This is a genomic window from Agathobacter sp. LCP21S3_B2, assembly GCF_052118705.1.
Classification (GTDB): Bacteria; Bacillota; Clostridia; order Lachnospirales; family Lachnospiraceae; genus Roseburia.
This window is the reverse complement of record NZ_JBQKGQ010000024.1, coordinates 1-15,795: the sequence shown is the minus strand read 5'-3', so window position 1 is coordinate 15,795 and position 15,795 is coordinate 1. Positions and strand designations below refer to the sequence as shown.

The following is a 15,795-nucleotide window of genomic DNA, read 5'->3' as shown; positions in this document are numbered from 1 at the left end:
AAATTCGGAAAGGACAGATTATATATGGAAACATTTAATTTCTCGGTGCCACAGGACATCACAGTGGGAAAGGGCAGTCTCTCAAAGCTACCGGAAATAGCCAAAAAGCTTGGAGGTAAGCATGCACTCATCATTTCAGGACCTCATCTTGAGAAGATGGGACTTGTAAAAAAGGCAGCAGATTATCTGGCATCGGTTGACATAAAAGCAGACACTTTTACAGATATAGAGGCAAATCCATCTGTCACAACAGTGGAGAAAGCCACAGCAAAATACCTGGAGTCGGGCGCAGACTTTATCGTGGCATTCGGAGGCGGCTCACCGATGGATGTGGCAAAAGCAGTGGGTGTGGTTGCCAAATATGGCGGAAGCGTCACAGACTATGAGGGAGCACACAAGGTGCCGGGACCAATCGTACCGCTCATTGCGATACCAACCACCGCAGGAACCGGCTCAGAGGTGACAGCATTCTCTGTAATCACAGATCATAGCAGAAACTATAAGCTCACAGTATTCAGCTACGAGATATTGCCAAAATATGCAATTCTCGATGCAGAGCTAATCACAACAGCACCGGCAAGTGTTGCGGCAGCCTGCGGAATTGATGCATTTATCCATGCAGAGGAGGCATATGTATCCACAGCAGCATCGCCATTTTCTGATGCACTGGCAGAAAAAGCGATGGCACTTATCGGAAAAAATATCCGCAGATTTGTAGCAAACAGAAACGATATCGAGGCTGCTGAAGCTATGATGACAGGCTCACTTTTTGCAGGAATAGCATTCTCATTTGCAAGGCTTGGAAATGTGCATGCGATGAGCCATCCGGTCAGCGCATTTTTCGATGTGCCTCACGGAGTGGCAAATGCAGTGCTGCTTCCTGTAATCGCAGAGTACAATGCACTTGCAGACCATGGAAAATATCTGACCATCTACAATGATATAAGCCCGATTCCAGCGTATGCGGACGAATTTGAGCCTATGATGCTTGTAGATGCAATCAGGGAGCTTTGCGCAGACATAGGAATCCCTGAGAATCTGACCATCGCAATCAACAATGCCAGCAAAACCGGAACAGTCACAAAGGAAGAGATAGAAAGCAAGATAGAGCCGATGGCTATCGATGCCATGAAGAGCGGCAACATTGCTGTCAATCCAAGGGCTTCACGCCAGTGCGATATCGAGATGCTGTATCGCAGGGCACTGTAAACTTTTAAAATGATATGAGGGTCAAAAGGTATTTTGAACCTTTAATCATGAAATACAACATGTAAGGTAACTATTCCGAATAGTTACCTTACATGATTATAAACAGTATAGTTAGAGAATTAAAAGCAAACGGAGATATGAGTATGGATTATCTGTCACACAATGTATCTGAAAATTTAAAAAGAATACGTCAGTCAAAGGGCATGAGCTTAGACCAGGTAGCGGAACAGACCGGTGTGAGTAAAAGCATGCTTGCTCAGATAGAAAAGGGCACAGCAAATCCATCTATCGGAGTGCTTGGTAAAATCACAAGCGGTCTGCGAATTGAGTTTCAAAGACTTATAGATCCGCCGAGAGTGGACTATGCGCTCATATCTCCGGATGATCTGGTTCCGACAAAGGAGCTTTTGGGACAGTACAGGGTATGGACCTGCTTCCCATACGAGGACTCAAGGGAGGTCGAGGTATACCGTATCGACGTGGAGCCGGGCGGCGTGTATACAAGCGGTGGGCACGGCGAGAAAACACGCGAATATCTTACAGTCACAGACGGTGTGCTGACAGTTGAGTGTCACGACCATGTGCAGGAAATCCATAGGGGACAGGTGTATAAGTTTGAGACCGATCAGCCTCATTTGTATCGTAATGATGGCGAGAGGGTGGCAAGCTGCATGTGCTTCTTTTTGGATTATACTAATATTCGGTGAGATTTTTCCCCTCTCCTCACCACAGCACTTTTCCCTCTAAAAGCAATACCGATTCTGATAATTGAATTCACACCATTATCGCGCAGCTCTGTGTCGTATTTCTTTGCTTCTATCTGTTGCAGGGCGCTGTCGGCTAATGCAGATAAATCGGTATGTTCATCTTTAGTGTGTTTAAATTCAAAGATAAATCCGGGCATTCCCTTTGTTAAAGGCATAAGCTGAATATCAAATCGACCAAGGCCTGATTCGCGGTTTGAGCGTATCTTGTAGCGGTTTCCAAGTATGGCACAAAGACCAAGCATCATTCCGTGATAGAAGCCTTCATTAGCTCCATCAATAGAAGAAATGCTTTTTACCATAAAATCCTCCAGCAGAGCCTGGAGCTTTTGCGTGTCCTTGGAAAAGATAGCCTGACTGATAGATATGGCAAGGCTATTCTGGTTGGTGCGGTTTAGCACCTCTTTTTCGTAAACAAAAGTAATTTCTTTGTTCGGAATCGCAACATCACACATGAAGTTGCCATCGCTTTGCGGGTAAATATTGGCAATCTTTAGATATCCGGCCACAAGAAGAAAGCTGTATATACTATATGGATTATTCTGAACTTCGGGATAGATAACACCGGTATCAATATAGGTTGCGATTTTTTCACCACAGAGCAGCTTATAAAGGTCTTTGGTAATTTCAGGCGTAGCTGTCTGGATAATTTCTCCGATTATCTCATTGCTGCCGGTGGATTGCCAGAATGCTTTCGGAAAACAGTTGTCAGAGATATAATTGATTACAGACCATGGATTAAAGATTTCTGTATTGCCAAAACGATATCCATCGTACCATTCGCTGAGCTCATTATATTTATCATCTTTTCCATAGTATCGCAGCATGTCTTTTACCTCTTTTTCAGTAAAACCAAAATAAGAGCTGTAGCCATCATCGAGAATAGAATAGGTTTTCAGATTGTTCATGCCGCTGAAAATGCTTTCCTTTGCTACACGCAGTATTCCTGTAAGAAAGCCAAAGGCAAGGTGTGGATTGTCCTTGAGTCCTCCTGAGAAAAAATTGCGCATGAAATTTACAATTTCAGGATTGAAATTGCAGGTATGTCCCTGCTGGATGGGGGTGTCATATTCATCAATAATAATGATACATTCCCTTCCATAATGCTTATGAAGCAGTAATGATAAAAGCTGCAAGCCCATCTGACAATCTACTTCATCACCGGTGTCTCCGGCAAGAAGATGATATTGTTCCTTTTCGTAAGAGGTTAAAACAGAACTTGTCTCAAGCTCGTTATGTCGTATAAATTCTAGAGATATAAGCCTGCGGATTTTCTGAAAGGTTTCTTCCCAGGTCATGCTTTTAATATCTTTGAAGGTCAAAAAAATGACAGGATACTGTCCTTGGTGTTTAGTGTAGTAATCGCCGCATTGCCATATCTGTTTATCTTTGAAATAAACAGATGTATCCTCGTTTGTTTTTTCAAAAAATACGCGCATCATATCCATATTAAGAGTTTTTCCAAAACGCCTTGGGCGTGTGAAAAGAGATACCATAGGTTTTTTATCCAGAAAATCACGTATCATCAGAGTTTTATCTACATAATAGTAGCCGGTGGTTGCAAGCTTAAAATCAGATACACCTATTGGCAGAGATTTATTTTTCGCGAAATGATTCATGTGTATGGTTTCGTCAGGGATTAACCATTTACGTCCTTCCTTTATTGCACCGGTTAATTCGCCGTTTTTGCACATCTGCTGGATTCTTCGTACAGAAAATCCCATTGCTTTTGATGCATCTGAGCAAGATAAATATTCCATATGACACCTCCGTATAATAATCTGAATAGCAATACTTTGATTATATTATATGTCGTTATGCGAAATAAAACAACTGTGATTTCGCATAGATTTCGCCTGCAAACGAAATGCTATGTTATTTATCAGGTGTTATCCGGTGTTTTCATTGGTTATCCTATTGCATATATAGGTTTACCTATATATAATTATGTACGTTGAGAAACAGATTGTTTTAAAAAGAACATCCCAGGAGAATACCATGCAAACATTAAAGAAATTCATCAAATACTACAAACCCTACAAAGCAGTCTTTTTCATAGACCTGCTTTGCGCAACAATAATCAGTGCCATAGATCTGGCGTTTCCGCAGCTGCTTCGCACGCTGACCAAAACCCTTTTTGCAGGAGCACCGGGAAAAATTATTTCTGCGCTGATTCCTATTACAATAGGCCTTTTGGTGGCATATATCATACAGACTGCGTGCAGGTATTATGTGACATATGCGGGGCACATGATGGGAGCGAGGATGGAGCGAGACATGAGAAAGGAGCTTTTCGACCAATATGAAAAGCTTTCTTTTTCGTATTATGATCAGAATAATTCCGGACAGATGATGAGCAAGCTCGTATCCGATTTGTTTGATATATCGGAGCTTGCGCATCACGGACCGGAGAATCTTTTTATATCGCTTATAAAGATAATCGGTTCGTTCATTTTTCTGTTTATGATAAACCGTATGCTTGCGGTTCCTATGCTTATTCTTGTGGTGCTTATGCTTGTATTTTCATATGGCCAGAATAAGAAAATGCAGGAAACCTTTATGGATAACAGGCGAAAAATCGGTGATATTAATTCAAGTCTTCAGGATACTCTGGCGGGCATAAGGGTGGTGCAGTCATTTGCCAATGAGCGTATCGAGCAGGAAAAATTTAACAGAAGTAATGAAAATTTCCTGATTTCAAAGGATGCAAATTACAGATGTATGGGAAGCTTTATGAGCGGAAATGCATTTTTCCAGGGGATGATGTATCTTGTTACGCTGGTATTTGGTGGTTTTCTGATAGCGCATGGAAAGATGGAGGCATCCGACCTTGCTATGTATGCGCTGTATATAGGCATCTTTATCAGTCCTATCCAGATACTTGTAGAGCTGACTGAGATGATGCAGAAGGGACTTTCGGGCTTCAGAAGATTCTTAGAGGTGGTGGAAACTGAGCCGGAGATAGTTGATGCTGCTGATGCAAAACCGCTTAAAAATGTAAAGGGAAATGTCTGTTACGAGGATGTTTCGTTTCACTATAGCGATGATGATACACCGGTGCTTTCGCATGTATCCTTTGAGATACCGGCAGGAAAATCAATTGCGCTTGTTGGACCGTCAGGAAGTGGAAAGACTACAATATGCTCACTGCTTCCTCGGTTTTATGACGTGACGGAGGGCAGGGTCACAATAGATGGAAATGATGTGAGAAAGCTCACGCTTGAGAGCCTGCGCTCGCAGATTGGGCTGGTTTCGCAGGATGTTTATCTGTTTGGCGGAAGTATAAAGGACAATATCGCCTACGGAAAACCGGATGCGACGATGGATGAGATTGTAGATGCGGCCAAAAAGGCGAATATACACGATTTTATCATGGAACTGCCGGATAAATACGATACGTTTGTCGGAGAGAGAGGCACCCGATTGTCCGGAGGTCAGAAGCAGAGGATTTCCATTGCGAGGGTGTTCCTTAAAAATCCGCCTGTGCTAATACTTGATGAGGCAACCAGTGCCCTTGACAATGAGAGCGAGCGCTTTATCCAGAAAAGCCTTGAGGAGCTGGCAAAGGACAGAACGACTATCACCATCGCCCACAGGCTTTCGACAATCAGAAATGCGGACGAAATTCTCGTGGTAGCTGACTGTGGCATTGCTGAGAGAGGCACACATGAGGAACTTTTGGCACGGGACGGAATATATGCGCGCTATTATGATATGAGCAGGTAGATAATTGATAATTTAGCAGCTTATACGCTGTGCAAAGGCGAAATTTACAGAGAAGGGATTTGCCGGTACATCTCTGCGCAGCATATGTAAAAGAGTATCATGCATTTGAGCTTAAGGACATGGCACTAAAGAATGTGGATTAGGTAGTATAACTGTTTATGATTGAACATTAACCCTATTTGCGCGACAAATTAATCAAATGCAAAATGTAGAAAAATTTTTTGTTTGTTGATAAACTATTGTATAATTTCACCAAAAATGGTAATATGGTCTTATAATTTTAAGCTAAAGGAGTAGCAATAGGAGAGATGGTCATATGGAACAGTGTAAAACTAAAAAAAGAGGTACATTTGCAACCAAAATCATAGTAATGGTGATTTTAGCTGTTATAGTTTCAAATGTAATTTGTATGGTATTTATTCTTGAAAGCTCCAAAAAACAAATTACAAACAGTGTCAAGCATACCATGGTAGATGTTGCTAATACAACGTCAAAAATCATGGAAAATGAGATTAGTAATTCAGGTGTTGATGATCTGGATTATGATGGTTATGCCTATAATCTTTCAGATGTAAAGCTTGAAGGCATGGACAGCGCATACATGTATGTGGTTCAAAAGGATGGCACAATGCTTTATCATCCTACAAAGGAAAAGGTTGGACAGCCTGTTGAGAATGCTGTAATTAAAGGCGTTGTACAACAGCTTCAGGATGGCAAAAAACCGGGCACGACTGTTGTAGAATATGTTTTCAATGGAACAACAAAGTATTCGGCATATACGATTTTGAACAATGAAAATATACTTGTGATTACAGCAGATGAGTCTGAGGCACTTGCAGGAATCACTACTGTAACAGGAGTTGCCGTTGGAATCAGTGCTATTGTTGTGCTTATTGCAATTATTATCTCATTCATAATGGGACGCAGGCTTATGAGACCGCTTGTAAAGGTCAGTACAATAATTGAGGATATTGCCAATGGTAATATTGAGGCAGATTTCAGTGTGGTCAAGGAGTCAAATGATGAGATAGGCCTGATTATAGAAAAGATGAAGGAGCTCACACAATCGATTGGAAGTATAGTCGGAAAGATAAGAAATTCCAGTGATACGATGTCATCAAACAGCTATGAGCTCAATGACACAAGCAGTCAGACACTTGCCGCAAACAATGAGATATCAAAGGCAGTCGAGGATGTTGCAGAGGGCTCTACAGGCATGGCTGCATCTATTTCCAGGATTAATGAAAATCTTCTGGAGATGAGCAATGAAACAAAGGACATTAATGCCTCTGTTGATGAAATCAAAAACCAGATGGTAGCCGTGCAGGATAGCAGTAAAATCATGAATGACAAGATTAAATCCATGCAGGATAGCAGCCGAAAGATGGATGATGGTATTTCAGCAATTTCAAAACGTATAGAAACCGTAAACAAGACAGTTGACAAAGTGAGCAATATTGTTTCTGTTATTGAGGAAATATCAGGAGAAACCAATCTATTGTCACTCAATGCATCTATAGAAGCAGCCAGAGCAGGCGATGCAGGAAAAGGCTTCGCAGTGGTGGCACAGGAGATTCGAGTGCTCTCAGACAATACCAATACGGAGCTTGAGAATATCAAGCAGATAATCTCATCACTGGTTGAAGAGTGCAGGTATTGTGTACAGGCATCAAGCATCATCGTCGAGGACAATGCCAAGCAGAAGGACGAGATTAAGGCAGTGCTCGATGAATTCAGCGAACTTGATAAGCAGATTCAAAAGACAGCAGAAAAAGCTGATGAAATCGAAGAGCTTGTCACTGCAATGGTTCAGCTGAATGATGATATCACTAAGAGCAGCAACAGCCTGACAGATGTCAGCGCAGCAAATGCCGCAGCAACCGAAGAGATGAATGCCAATATCGAGGAGCTCAATGCGATGATGCACGGAGTTTCTGAAATGGCAGGACACATGAATGAGGAGTCTGATGGCTTGAAGGAAGCGTTATCGTTCTTTCATAATTAATTGTAAGTATTCATAAATGAACATTGACCTCCTTTGCGCTTTAAGTTTATCATTAAAGCAAAAAGGAGGTTTTTGTCAGGTTTCAACATAAATCAGTCGTAAAAGCAGTAAAATGCTTTTGTGGCTGATTTTGGTTATATACTTATACAAAAATCTTAACATTTGATAAACAGAAGAATGAGGTATAAAAAATGACAGACAATTTTGAATTTAGAAGTATACACCCAGAAGAGGTAGAACAGGCAATAGCAATTGAGCAGATATGCTTCCCGCCAAATGAAGCATGTTCTCCAAAGGCGATGACAGAGAGAATTGCAAAGGTACCACAGCTATTTCTCGTGGCAGTTGACAAATCAACCGGTAAGCTGGCAGGCTTTTTAAATGGTGTGGCAACAGACGAGGAAAAGTTCAGGGATGAGTTCTTCACGGACATCGATTTATGCGATGAAAACGGTAAGAATGTGATGCTTCTTGGCCTTGACGTGCTTCCGGAGTATCGTGGACAAGGCCTCGCCAGAGAGCTCGTGCATCGCTACAGCCAGCGAGAAAAGGCAAACGGGCGAAAGAAGTTGTTTCTGACATGCTTAGAGCAGAAGGTGGAGATGTATAAGAAGTTTGGATTGCAGGATCTGGGGATTGCTGACTCTACCTGGGGTGGAGAAGAGTGGCATGAGATGGTACTAAAGGGATGAATGTGATAATATGGAAAATAAAGTATCAGATAACGTTATAGAAAAAAACTATAGGGAGTGCCTTAAATTCAATGAAATCAACGAAAGTGGGGCAGGCAATTTTGATATGGCAACAGAAAATTTGAAGTTTCTGTTCTATTCATAATTTTGAACCACAGCAATTGTGGTTCTTTTTTTGATATTTATTACAACACCCAGCTTGACAAATGTATCAGGGTGCTATGGAGGGGATAATAACCGGAAGTTTTGTTGTATTTACTTGTATGTTACTTGGTTCAATCTTTTGCGGTAGACTGTTCTGTGCATGGCTGTGTCCCATGGGTGGTATGCAGGAATGTTTATTTGCCGTTAATGCCAAGAATCCTAAGCAGGGATGGAAGAATTACATCAAATATGCGATTTGGACAATTTGGATTATAGCAGTTATTCTGTGCTTTATTTTTAGGAAAAAAGAAATAACGGTTGATTTCTTTTATATGACGGATCATGGGATTTCAATCAGTAATATCTATAATTATGTGATATATTATGGTGTTATTTTCTTGGTACTGATTCCGGCAGTCCTTTTTGGGAAAAGAATATTTTGTCACTATTTTTGCTGGATGGCACCATTTATGGTGCTGGGAACCAAAATAAGACGGGTTCTCCATTTGCCGGGCTTACATATTAAGGTAAAACAGCCGGATGCTTGTGTTTCCTGCGGAAAGTGTAATAGAGAATGCCCTATGGGAATTAAAGTATCAGAGCTGATAAAAGATGGGCAGATAAAGAATGCGGAATGCATTCAGTGTGGTGCTTGTATAGATGGTTGTCCAAAGAAAGTTTTGTCTTATGGAATGATGGAAAGAGGAAAAAAGAATGGCAATAGAAAAGAAAAGTGATTGCGTCATTTTAGGTTTGTTAAGCCACGAAGATTTGACGGGGTATGAAATTAAAAAACGGATGGATACAGCTTTAAAGTATTTTTGGGGGGGCGAGTTATGGCAGCATATATCCCGCACTGGGGGACTTGGTGAAGCGCGGACTGGCAAGTAAACGTGATGGAGCAGAAAATAATCGAAATAAAATTATCTATTCCATTACGGAAGATGGTAGAAACTATTTAAAAGGTTGGCTTGCCAACCCGGTGGAAAAGGACGAACTGCGCTATGAAACATTGCTGAAATTATTCTTTGGTCATGAGGCTGGAGCGGAGCAGACACTGGCGCATCTAGAAGCTTTTGAGGAAAAGATTTCAAAAGAACTGCCATTTCTCATAGGAGCAACAGAGGTGCTTAAGAAAGGCATTTCGGAAGATGATACCCACAAATATTATCTGCTCACAGCAGAGTTTGGAGTCAAGACATATCAAGCCTATTTGGAATGGTGCAGGGAAGCGAAAGTGATGTTGAAAGAGGAGCGTGGATAGAATGCTTGCATTTCCACGTTTCTTATATAAAATGGGAGCACAGACAAAACTTGAAACTGTGGAGCATCAGCTTGAAACCGCAAAGGTGGAAGTAACCAAGCCTTTTGCACAGGAAGCGGAGCTTGCGGAGAAATTAGAGCGCCTGTCAGCATTAAATGCCCTGCTTAACATGGATGAAAAGGGGAATGACGGGATAGATATGGATGATGAGCCGGAAGCTCCAAAGAGTGAAAAAGAGGTGACTATATAACTGAAAAGCATATTACATAAAATTCACAAAAATTTTGTTGCAAAAGCCGGGATAACATCATAAAATATAGTTGAGGAAGTATGAATAAGAGAAGATAAGCCACACTAATAAAGGAGGTGTTTTTATGGCAACTTCAAGTATCACTAAGAATTTTATCATATCCGGTCAGAAACAGGTGGAGATGTTTGCCGATGCGATTGAAGCATCTGCCAACGACAGAACACCTCGTGTACCAATCAATGTTACCTACTTACAGGGAGCAGATGATATCATAAAATTCATGGAGAAAAGGAAGAAAACGGATGCAGCCAGCAAATAATTTTATTGTGCTGAACATTCGTGAGTATTTAGCTAGTGAAGACAAAAGGCTCGGAGAGGACAAATTAGTACAGCTCCTTTCCGAGTTTTCATGTCCATTGAATCCGGATGTTGAGCGTTTCCTAAAGCAACAGGCAATCGAATTTGCAAAGAAACATCAGGCAGTTACATATCTGGTATTATCATTGGAAGATGCAGAGTTATTGGGTTATTTTTCTATTACAATCAAGCCACTTGTTGTAAAGGCTGAGCCTTTCAGCAATACAGTTAAGAGAAAACTTGCAAGGTTTAGTGAGATAGATAAAAATGAGCAGACTTATAACTTAGCTGCTTATCTGATTGCCCAGCTTGGAAAGAATTTTAATGACAAGGTAAAGGGAAGAATAACAGGGCAGGAGTTATTAGAAGCTGCTATCAGACAGACACAGATTTTGCAATATCAGGCTGGAGGTATGGTGGCATTTGTGGAAGCAGATAACAAGGAAAAACTGCTTTCTTTTTATGAAAACTATGGTTTTAAGCGTTTTGATACAAGACAGACAATATCAGATGTAGCAGAGCCACATGAACTTATTCAGTTATTGCGATTACTTTAATATCAATTTTTTGGTAACAATTTAATAGTAACCGGAAAGGTGTATGGAAAAAGAGAAATCAAGTCCATACACCTTTTTTATTTTGAGATACCGTCTTGTGAATTTACAGGGAGGTATTTTTGCGTTTGAAAAGGAGAAAAATTATGGTAGACGAAAGAACAGAAAAACAAAAAGTACAGGAAATCACAGACAAGCTGGAGGAAACATTACAGTTGTTAATGCAAATACGAGTTTAATTGAAATTGCATTGTATATTATTATTTCTTTTATATTGGAATATTTTTTGTTGCAATGTGTTTATTATGTGTCGGATAACTTTCTACTAGAACCGGGTGTGTGAAATTTGGAGATATAATGTATTATTTGTGTTAAGTGATAAAAGAGATAAAAGAAGGATACTCACTCGTTTATAGTGATGGTGGGTATCCTTTTTTGTCATTCTTTCCCTTCAATCTGATAATCACATGTGACATCAAATATATGGGCAAGAGCCCTTATTTCAATATCGGTTACATATCTTCGATTTGTTTCAATTCGGTTAATCATATTTTTATCCATATCATCAACCTGCTATCTGACATAGTAATATAGCGATAATTCTGATACGTGAACCATCAGAATTTCCATATCACTATTTTTGTATGTTTTATTACATAAAAAAGTGCAAATGCATAAAAATAGTAATGTATATTGAAGTAAAAATAATTTAGTGGTAAAATAGCATTACCAAAATCCGTGCAATACACAAAAACAAGGAGTGATATTATGGAGATTAAGAGAGATTCATACCTTGAACAGTTAAAGATAAGAAAAGATAATGGCATGATAAAGATTATTACGGGAATCAGGAGATGTGGCAAATCGTTCCTGTTATTTGTATTGTTTAAGAAATACTTATTGGAGAGTGGCGTGGATAATGACCACATCATTGAGATTGCTTTAGATGGCATTGAAAATGAGGAACTGAGAGATCCAAAGAAGTGTTATCAGCATATTAAAGATGCAATGGAAGATGACCGGAAGTATTATCTGCTCTTGGATGAAGTACAGTTTATGCCACGATTTGAGGAAGTGCTGAACAGTTTGCTTCGTATTAGCAACATTGATGTGTATGTAACCGGCAGTAATTCTAAATTTTTATCTAGTGATATTGTAACTGAATTTAGAGGCAGAGGAGATGAAATCAGAATTTATCCGTTGTCCTTCGCAGAGTTCTATGCAGCTTTCGATGGAGATTATGATGATGCTTGGGAGGAATATATGATATATGGTGGTTTACCACAGGTGGCACAATTTTCTGTGGAACGCCAAAAGGCTGAGTATCTAAAAAATATATTTGCCAATGTTTATATCAAGGATGTGGTAGAGCGAAACAGGATTCAAAATGTTGATGAGATTGGAACTTTGGTGGATATTCTTGCTTCTGCCATAGGAGCCCCTACCAATCCAACTAAAATATCAAATACTTTTAAAAGAGAGAGAGGTATCAATTACAGCAATAAAACTATATCCAACCATATTGATTATTTGGCAGAGGCATTTTTGATTTCTAAAGCGGATCGATATGATATTAAGGGGAGAAAATATGTAGGGGCAAACCTGAAATACTATTTTTCGGATGTTGGACTTAGAAATGCCAGACTGAACTTCAGACATCAGGAGCCGACTCATATTATGGAGAACATTGTTTATAATGAGCTGCTTGTGCGTGGTTACAATGTTGATGTCGGTATTGTGGATGTATTTGCAAAGAATAGTGAAGGAAAGAGGGTTCATAAGCAGTTAGAGGTTGATTTTGTAGTGAATCAGGTCAGTCAGAGATATTATATTCAGGTAGCTTATGATATGACTTCTGAGGAAAAGCAGACACAGGAACTTAATTCACTTCGCAATATTCCGGATTCATTTAAGAAGATTGTTATAGTGAATGGAACAAAAAAGCCTTGGAGAAATGAGGAAGGATTTGTGATTATGGGTATGAAGTATTTTTTGCTCAATGCGGATAGTTTGGAGTTTTAGTCCGAAAAATGAAATGGTTTATAGATTAGTGGATATCCATTTTCATGGTTTGGCATGTTCTGGACACGCTATTCATCCATCTCAAAGAAGTCGCGTACTTACAAGCGCACCGATTACTTTAGAAGAGAATGTATGGCTTGGTGCGAATGTAACAGTAGTAGGTGGTGTTTTTAACCGAGAGACGAATTTGAAGTTCATGGAGGTTTTTATGAATAAAGAATGGTCAGAAATGAATAAGACTATGCAATTACAGATTAAGAAAAAAGATACCTTTTCAACAGGTATAGATACATTGCTTACACTCCGTGAAGAACTTATGAAACAAATTCTACAGTTTAAGACGGAATTATCATTTGATGATTTTAGTGCAATGCCATATATGAATGCAAAAGGGTATCATAGTAAAACGATTGCCTATTCTCTTTGGCATATTTTTCGCATTGAAGATATTGTTGCACATACACTTATTTCTGATGATGAACAAGTATTATTTAAAGGAGATTATCAAAGACGCATAAATTCTCCGATTATTACAACTGCAAACGAACTTGTAAAAGAAGAAATAAGTGAGTTTTCAAAAAAATTGTCTATTGAAGAATTATATAATTACATAATTGATGTTGATACATCTACGACACAAGTTTTAAAAGCTCTTGAATATAGTGATATTAAAGAGAAAATCACTGACGAAAAAAGAAAGCAGTTGGAGATGCTAAATGTAGTGAGTGGTGATGAAAACGCATATTGGTTAATTGATTACTGGTGTGGAAAAGATGTAAAGGGATTGATACAGATGCCGTTTTCAAGACATTGGATTATGCATATTGAGGCATGTTTAAAGATAAGAGATAAGCAGTTATCTATTAAGTAAATTTCAGTCTTGTGGAGAGATTGAAAGCAACAGAAGATTTGAAGTTTCTGAATAGTATTAGGTGATTTATGTGGAGGAAAATATTGTGGCAAAAAAAAAGAAATTAGTAGAAAATTTTCAAGAAATAATTGATAGTGGTGATATAGAAGCATTTAAAAGTGTGTTTGATAAGTGTGAAATAACGGCTACGGGCAAAGGAAAGACTACATGTAATGCTTTTTCCTATCGTAATTTAACTCCTGAGCATATTCAGTTTTTGATTGATAATGGATTAGCGATAAATGGGGATTGTGGATTTGGCTATCCTCCAGTTGCTTTTCAGGCAGCTAATAAAGATAACTTAAGATGTCTTTTGAAAAATGGGGCAGATATCAATTATGTTGCTGTTTTTTACAGAGGAAGCGCACTAACAAAAGCGTGTTCATCATTAAACGCAGAAGCGGTTAGAAATTTGTTGGAAGAAAATGCTTCGATAGATGTTTCGGGGGATATTGATGGAAAAACCTTATTGGATTCAACGTTGGCACATTGCGATAATGTCTATATTCCTCAGGCACTTGATATCTCAAGAATGCTATTAAATGCAGGAGCTATTGTGACAGATAACACAATCGGATATGTTCAAAAAATTGGGGAAAGATTTGAGTTTTTCAGAGACAACATAAGCAAAGATATTGTGGATGAACTTAGTGGAGCACTTGAGGAATTGTATGAATTATTCGGTGTTACACCTGTCGCACGAAGAGTAATGCATGATGCTAAGTCTCAAATATCTGTAAAAGGAGAAAAATGGCAGGACCAGTACAATGAATTGTGGAATATGTTAGTTCCAGGAAACGGAAAAGCAAACACAATACAAGGCGAGATGATTAGAATTGTAGGAAGAATTACCCATGAGATACTTGATAATGGTGGCATCAATTGGGATGATGACTATAAAGAAATGATGCATGCATTAAACGGATTTTTAAATTTAAATAAGGGATTGGAGATGGAACTTATAGATGAAGCGGGCAATATTATAAAAGATATTGCGATATTTACAGATAAAAAGACATTATATCGCTTGACAGAGATTATAGTGCAATGGGTGTTAGCTAACCCAGAACCTATCCCACTTAATGAAGTTAATTATATAAGATAATCAATATGAGGAGAGCATTTTAAGACAACGCAAACTTTCAGTAAGCCGGCGTGTTTAACTGAGAGACGAATTTGAATTTTCTGTTGAAATGTAGGTGGAAAGGATGTGTGGCATGAATCGTATATATTGGGATATAGATAAGATTTCAATGTTGACAGACCATTTGGATGCGTCCGCACATAGTCATGGCATGATACAGTTTTTTCTATGTTTGGAAGATGAGTTAGAAATTAGAGTAGGCAAAGAAAAGATTATGTGTTCTTGTATTCTGGTAAATAAGAATGTCAGACATTCTTTCAAAGCGAATAGTAAAATTCATTTTACATGTGTGATAGAACCAGTATCCGATATCGGTATAAAATTGAATTGTATATTGCAAGACAAAGACTATTGTATTGTGGATGATAGTAAATCAAATGAACTAAAGAAGATAGCAATGGATATGAAAGATACATTTGATACAGAAACATATAGAAAGTTTATAGCTGAAATGTACGAATGCTTTGATATTCCATATTTGAATAAACAATTTGATGATAGAATTTTAGTTTTCCTTAAGATGCTTGAACAATGTAGTTGTGAAGAGCATTCGATAGAGGAATATGCTGGAAAATTGTGTATTTCAGCAAGCCGATTATCTCATTTATTTAGTGAACAGGTAGGGATAACGCTTAAAAAATATGGCTCAATCACAAAACTTATGGGATTTAGGATTCCTCACATAATCAACTCTGCTCATATCAATGAGTTTTAAAAAGAAATACTCATCGTCAGGATACCCATACCCCTGCCG

The 15,795-nt window shown here is 38.9% G+C and carries 16 protein-coding genes and 2 pseudogenes; 16 read left to right on the top strand and 2 right to left on the bottom strand.

Annotation, left to right across the window (positions count from 1 at the left end; all coding sequences use genetic code 11):
* The first annotated feature begins 24 nt into the window (after nucleotides 1-24).
* Entirely contained in the window at nucleotides 25-1,209 is a 1,185-nt protein-coding gene (locus ACTQ1L_RS13975) for an iron-containing alcohol dehydrogenase (RefSeq protein ID WP_441367790.1), read from the top strand.
* A gap of 143 nt (nucleotides 1,210-1,352) precedes the next feature.
* Complete coding sequence (locus ACTQ1L_RS13970; RefSeq protein WP_055166739.1) at nucleotides 1,353-1,916, top strand: helix-turn-helix domain-containing protein; 564 nt, start codon at nucleotides 1,353-1,355, stop codon at nucleotides 1,914-1,916.
* Here the strand turns inward: ACTQ1L_RS13970 and ACTQ1L_RS13965 are convergent.
* The gene (locus ACTQ1L_RS13965; protein ID WP_441367787.1) at nucleotides 1,898-3,733 is read right to left on the bottom strand and encodes an AAA family ATPase; all 1,836 of its coding nucleotides are present in this window, start codon (nucleotides 3,731-3,733) and stop codon (nucleotides 1,898-1,900) included. The genes ACTQ1L_RS13970 and ACTQ1L_RS13965 overlap by 19 nt on opposite strands.
* 238 nt (nucleotides 3,734-3,971) lie before the next feature.
* Here ACTQ1L_RS13965 and ACTQ1L_RS13960 point away from each other — a divergent pair, with 238 nt between their 5' ends.
* The 10 genes and pseudogenes from ACTQ1L_RS13960 (at nucleotide 3,972) to ACTQ1L_RS13915 (ending at nucleotide 10,968) form a co-directional block, all read left to right on the top strand.
* The gene (locus ACTQ1L_RS13960) at nucleotides 3,972-5,699 is read left to right on the top strand and encodes an ABC transporter ATP-binding protein (RefSeq protein ID WP_441367785.1); all 1,728 of its coding nucleotides are present in this window, start codon (nucleotides 3,972-3,974) and stop codon (nucleotides 5,697-5,699) included.
* Nucleotides 5,700-6,015: 316 nt separating this feature from the next.
* A complete protein-coding gene (locus tag ACTQ1L_RS13955) occupies nucleotides 6,016-7,704 on the top strand; it encodes a methyl-accepting chemotaxis protein (protein WP_441367783.1) in 1,689 nt (562 codons plus the stop codon).
* Between the two features lie 191 nt (nucleotides 7,705-7,895).
* Nucleotides 7,896-8,396, top strand: coding sequence for a GNAT family N-acetyltransferase (locus ACTQ1L_RS13950; RefSeq protein WP_441367781.1), 501 nt, complete (start codon nucleotides 7,896-7,898; stop codon nucleotides 8,394-8,396).
* Between the two features lie 10 nt (nucleotides 8,397-8,406).
* Nucleotides 8,407-8,541, top strand: coding sequence for a hypothetical protein (locus tag ACTQ1L_RS13945; RefSeq protein ID WP_441367779.1), 135 nt, complete (start codon nucleotides 8,407-8,409; stop codon nucleotides 8,539-8,541).
* Nucleotides 8,542-8,602: 61 nt separating this feature from the next.
* Complete coding sequence (locus tag ACTQ1L_RS13940) at nucleotides 8,603-9,277, top strand: 4Fe-4S binding protein (RefSeq protein ID WP_441367777.1); 675 nt, start codon at nucleotides 8,603-8,605, stop codon at nucleotides 9,275-9,277.
* Nucleotides 9,255-9,431 (top strand): hypothetical protein, encoded by a 177-nt coding sequence (locus ACTQ1L_RS13935; RefSeq protein WP_441367775.1) that lies wholly within the window; start codon nucleotides 9,255-9,257, stop codon nucleotides 9,429-9,431. Before ACTQ1L_RS13940 ends, ACTQ1L_RS13935 begins: the two co-directional genes overlap by 23 nt.
* The gene (locus ACTQ1L_RS13930; protein WP_441367773.1) at nucleotides 9,409-9,804 is read left to right on the top strand and encodes a hypothetical protein; all 396 of its coding nucleotides are present in this window, start codon (nucleotides 9,409-9,411) and stop codon (nucleotides 9,802-9,804) included. Before ACTQ1L_RS13935 ends, ACTQ1L_RS13930 begins: the two co-directional genes overlap by 23 nt.
* A 37-nt stretch (nucleotides 9,805-9,841) precedes the next feature.
* Nucleotides 9,842-10,054 (top strand): annotated as a pseudogene (locus tag ACTQ1L_RS13925) (helicase); the annotation flags it as partial.
* Nucleotides 10,055-10,178: 124 nt separating this feature from the next.
* Complete coding sequence (locus ACTQ1L_RS13920) at nucleotides 10,179-10,373, top strand: hypothetical protein (protein ID WP_066548939.1); 195 nt, start codon at nucleotides 10,179-10,181, stop codon at nucleotides 10,371-10,373.
* Complete coding sequence (locus ACTQ1L_RS13915; RefSeq protein ID WP_279206685.1) at nucleotides 10,357-10,968, top strand: GNAT family acetyltransferase; 612 nt, start codon at nucleotides 10,357-10,359, stop codon at nucleotides 10,966-10,968. Before ACTQ1L_RS13920 ends, ACTQ1L_RS13915 begins: the two co-directional genes overlap by 17 nt.
* A 435-nt stretch (nucleotides 10,969-11,403) precedes the next feature.
* Here ACTQ1L_RS13915 and ACTQ1L_RS13910 read toward each other — a convergent pair.
* Nucleotides 11,404-11,529 (bottom strand): annotated as a pseudogene (locus ACTQ1L_RS13910) (helix-turn-helix domain-containing protein); the annotation flags it as partial.
* 204 nt (nucleotides 11,530-11,733) lie between these two features.
* On the opposite strand from ACTQ1L_RS13910, the gene ACTQ1L_RS13905 reads away from it, so the two are divergent.
* The 4 genes from ACTQ1L_RS13905 (at nucleotide 11,734) to ACTQ1L_RS13890 (ending at nucleotide 15,756) form a co-directional block, all read left to right on the top strand.
* Nucleotides 11,734-12,987 carry an ATP-binding protein gene (locus tag ACTQ1L_RS13905; RefSeq protein WP_441367771.1) on the top strand — a complete coding sequence of 418 codons (1,254 nt, stop codon included), beginning with the start codon at nucleotides 11,734-11,736 and terminating at the stop codon, nucleotides 12,985-12,987.
* Between the two features lie 13 nt (nucleotides 12,988-13,000).
* Entirely contained in the window at nucleotides 13,001-13,858 is an 858-nt protein-coding gene (locus ACTQ1L_RS13900; RefSeq protein WP_330686247.1) for a phage head-tail adapter protein, read from the top strand.
* Between the two features lie 85 nt (nucleotides 13,859-13,943).
* Nucleotides 13,944-15,002 (top strand): hypothetical protein, encoded by a 1,059-nt coding sequence (locus tag ACTQ1L_RS13895; RefSeq protein WP_441367769.1) that lies wholly within the window; start codon nucleotides 13,944-13,946, stop codon nucleotides 15,000-15,002.
* 112 nt (nucleotides 15,003-15,114) lie between these two features.
* Complete coding sequence (locus ACTQ1L_RS13890) at nucleotides 15,115-15,756, top strand: hypothetical protein (protein WP_441367767.1); 642 nt, start codon at nucleotides 15,115-15,117, stop codon at nucleotides 15,754-15,756.
* Nucleotides 15,757-15,795 lie beyond the last annotated feature (39 nt).

Coding starts and splice junctions, on each gene's coding strand:
- ACTQ1L_RS13915 (WP_279206685.1), top strand. CDS start 10,357: ATGCAGCCAGCAAATAATTTTATTGTGCTGAACATTCGTGAGTATTTA.
- ACTQ1L_RS13965 (WP_441367787.1), bottom strand. CDS start 3,733: ATGGAATATTTATCTTGCTCAGATGCATCAAAAGCAATGGGATTTTCT.
- ACTQ1L_RS13970 (WP_055166739.1), top strand. CDS start 1,353: ATGGATTATCTGTCACACAATGTATCTGAAAATTTAAAAAGAATACGT.
- ACTQ1L_RS13935 (WP_441367775.1), top strand. CDS start 9,255: ATGGCAATAGAAAAGAAAAGTGATTGCGTCATTTTAGGTTTGTTAAGC.
- ACTQ1L_RS13975 (WP_441367790.1), top strand. CDS start 25: ATGGAAACATTTAATTTCTCGGTGCCACAGGACATCACAGTGGGAAAG.
- ACTQ1L_RS13955 (WP_441367783.1), top strand. CDS start 6,016: ATGGAACAGTGTAAAACTAAAAAAAGAGGTACATTTGCAACCAAAATC.
- ACTQ1L_RS13900 (WP_330686247.1), top strand. CDS start 13,001: ATGGTTTATAGATTAGTGGATATCCATTTTCATGGTTTGGCATGTTCT.
- ACTQ1L_RS13950 (WP_441367781.1), top strand. CDS start 7,896: ATGACAGACAATTTTGAATTTAGAAGTATACACCCAGAAGAGGTAGAA.
- ACTQ1L_RS13890 (WP_441367767.1), top strand. CDS start 15,115: ATGAATCGTATATATTGGGATATAGATAAGATTTCAATGTTGACAGAC.
- ACTQ1L_RS13945 (WP_441367779.1), top strand. CDS start 8,407: ATGGAAAATAAAGTATCAGATAACGTTATAGAAAAAAACTATAGGGAG.
- ACTQ1L_RS13960 (WP_441367785.1), top strand. CDS start 3,972: ATGCAAACATTAAAGAAATTCATCAAATACTACAAACCCTACAAAGCA.
- ACTQ1L_RS13920 (WP_066548939.1), top strand. CDS start 10,179: ATGGCAACTTCAAGTATCACTAAGAATTTTATCATATCCGGTCAGAAA.
- ACTQ1L_RS13905 (WP_441367771.1), top strand. CDS start 11,734: ATGGAGATTAAGAGAGATTCATACCTTGAACAGTTAAAGATAAGAAAA.
- ACTQ1L_RS13940 (WP_441367777.1), top strand. CDS start 8,603: ATGTATCAGGGTGCTATGGAGGGGATAATAACCGGAAGTTTTGTTGTA.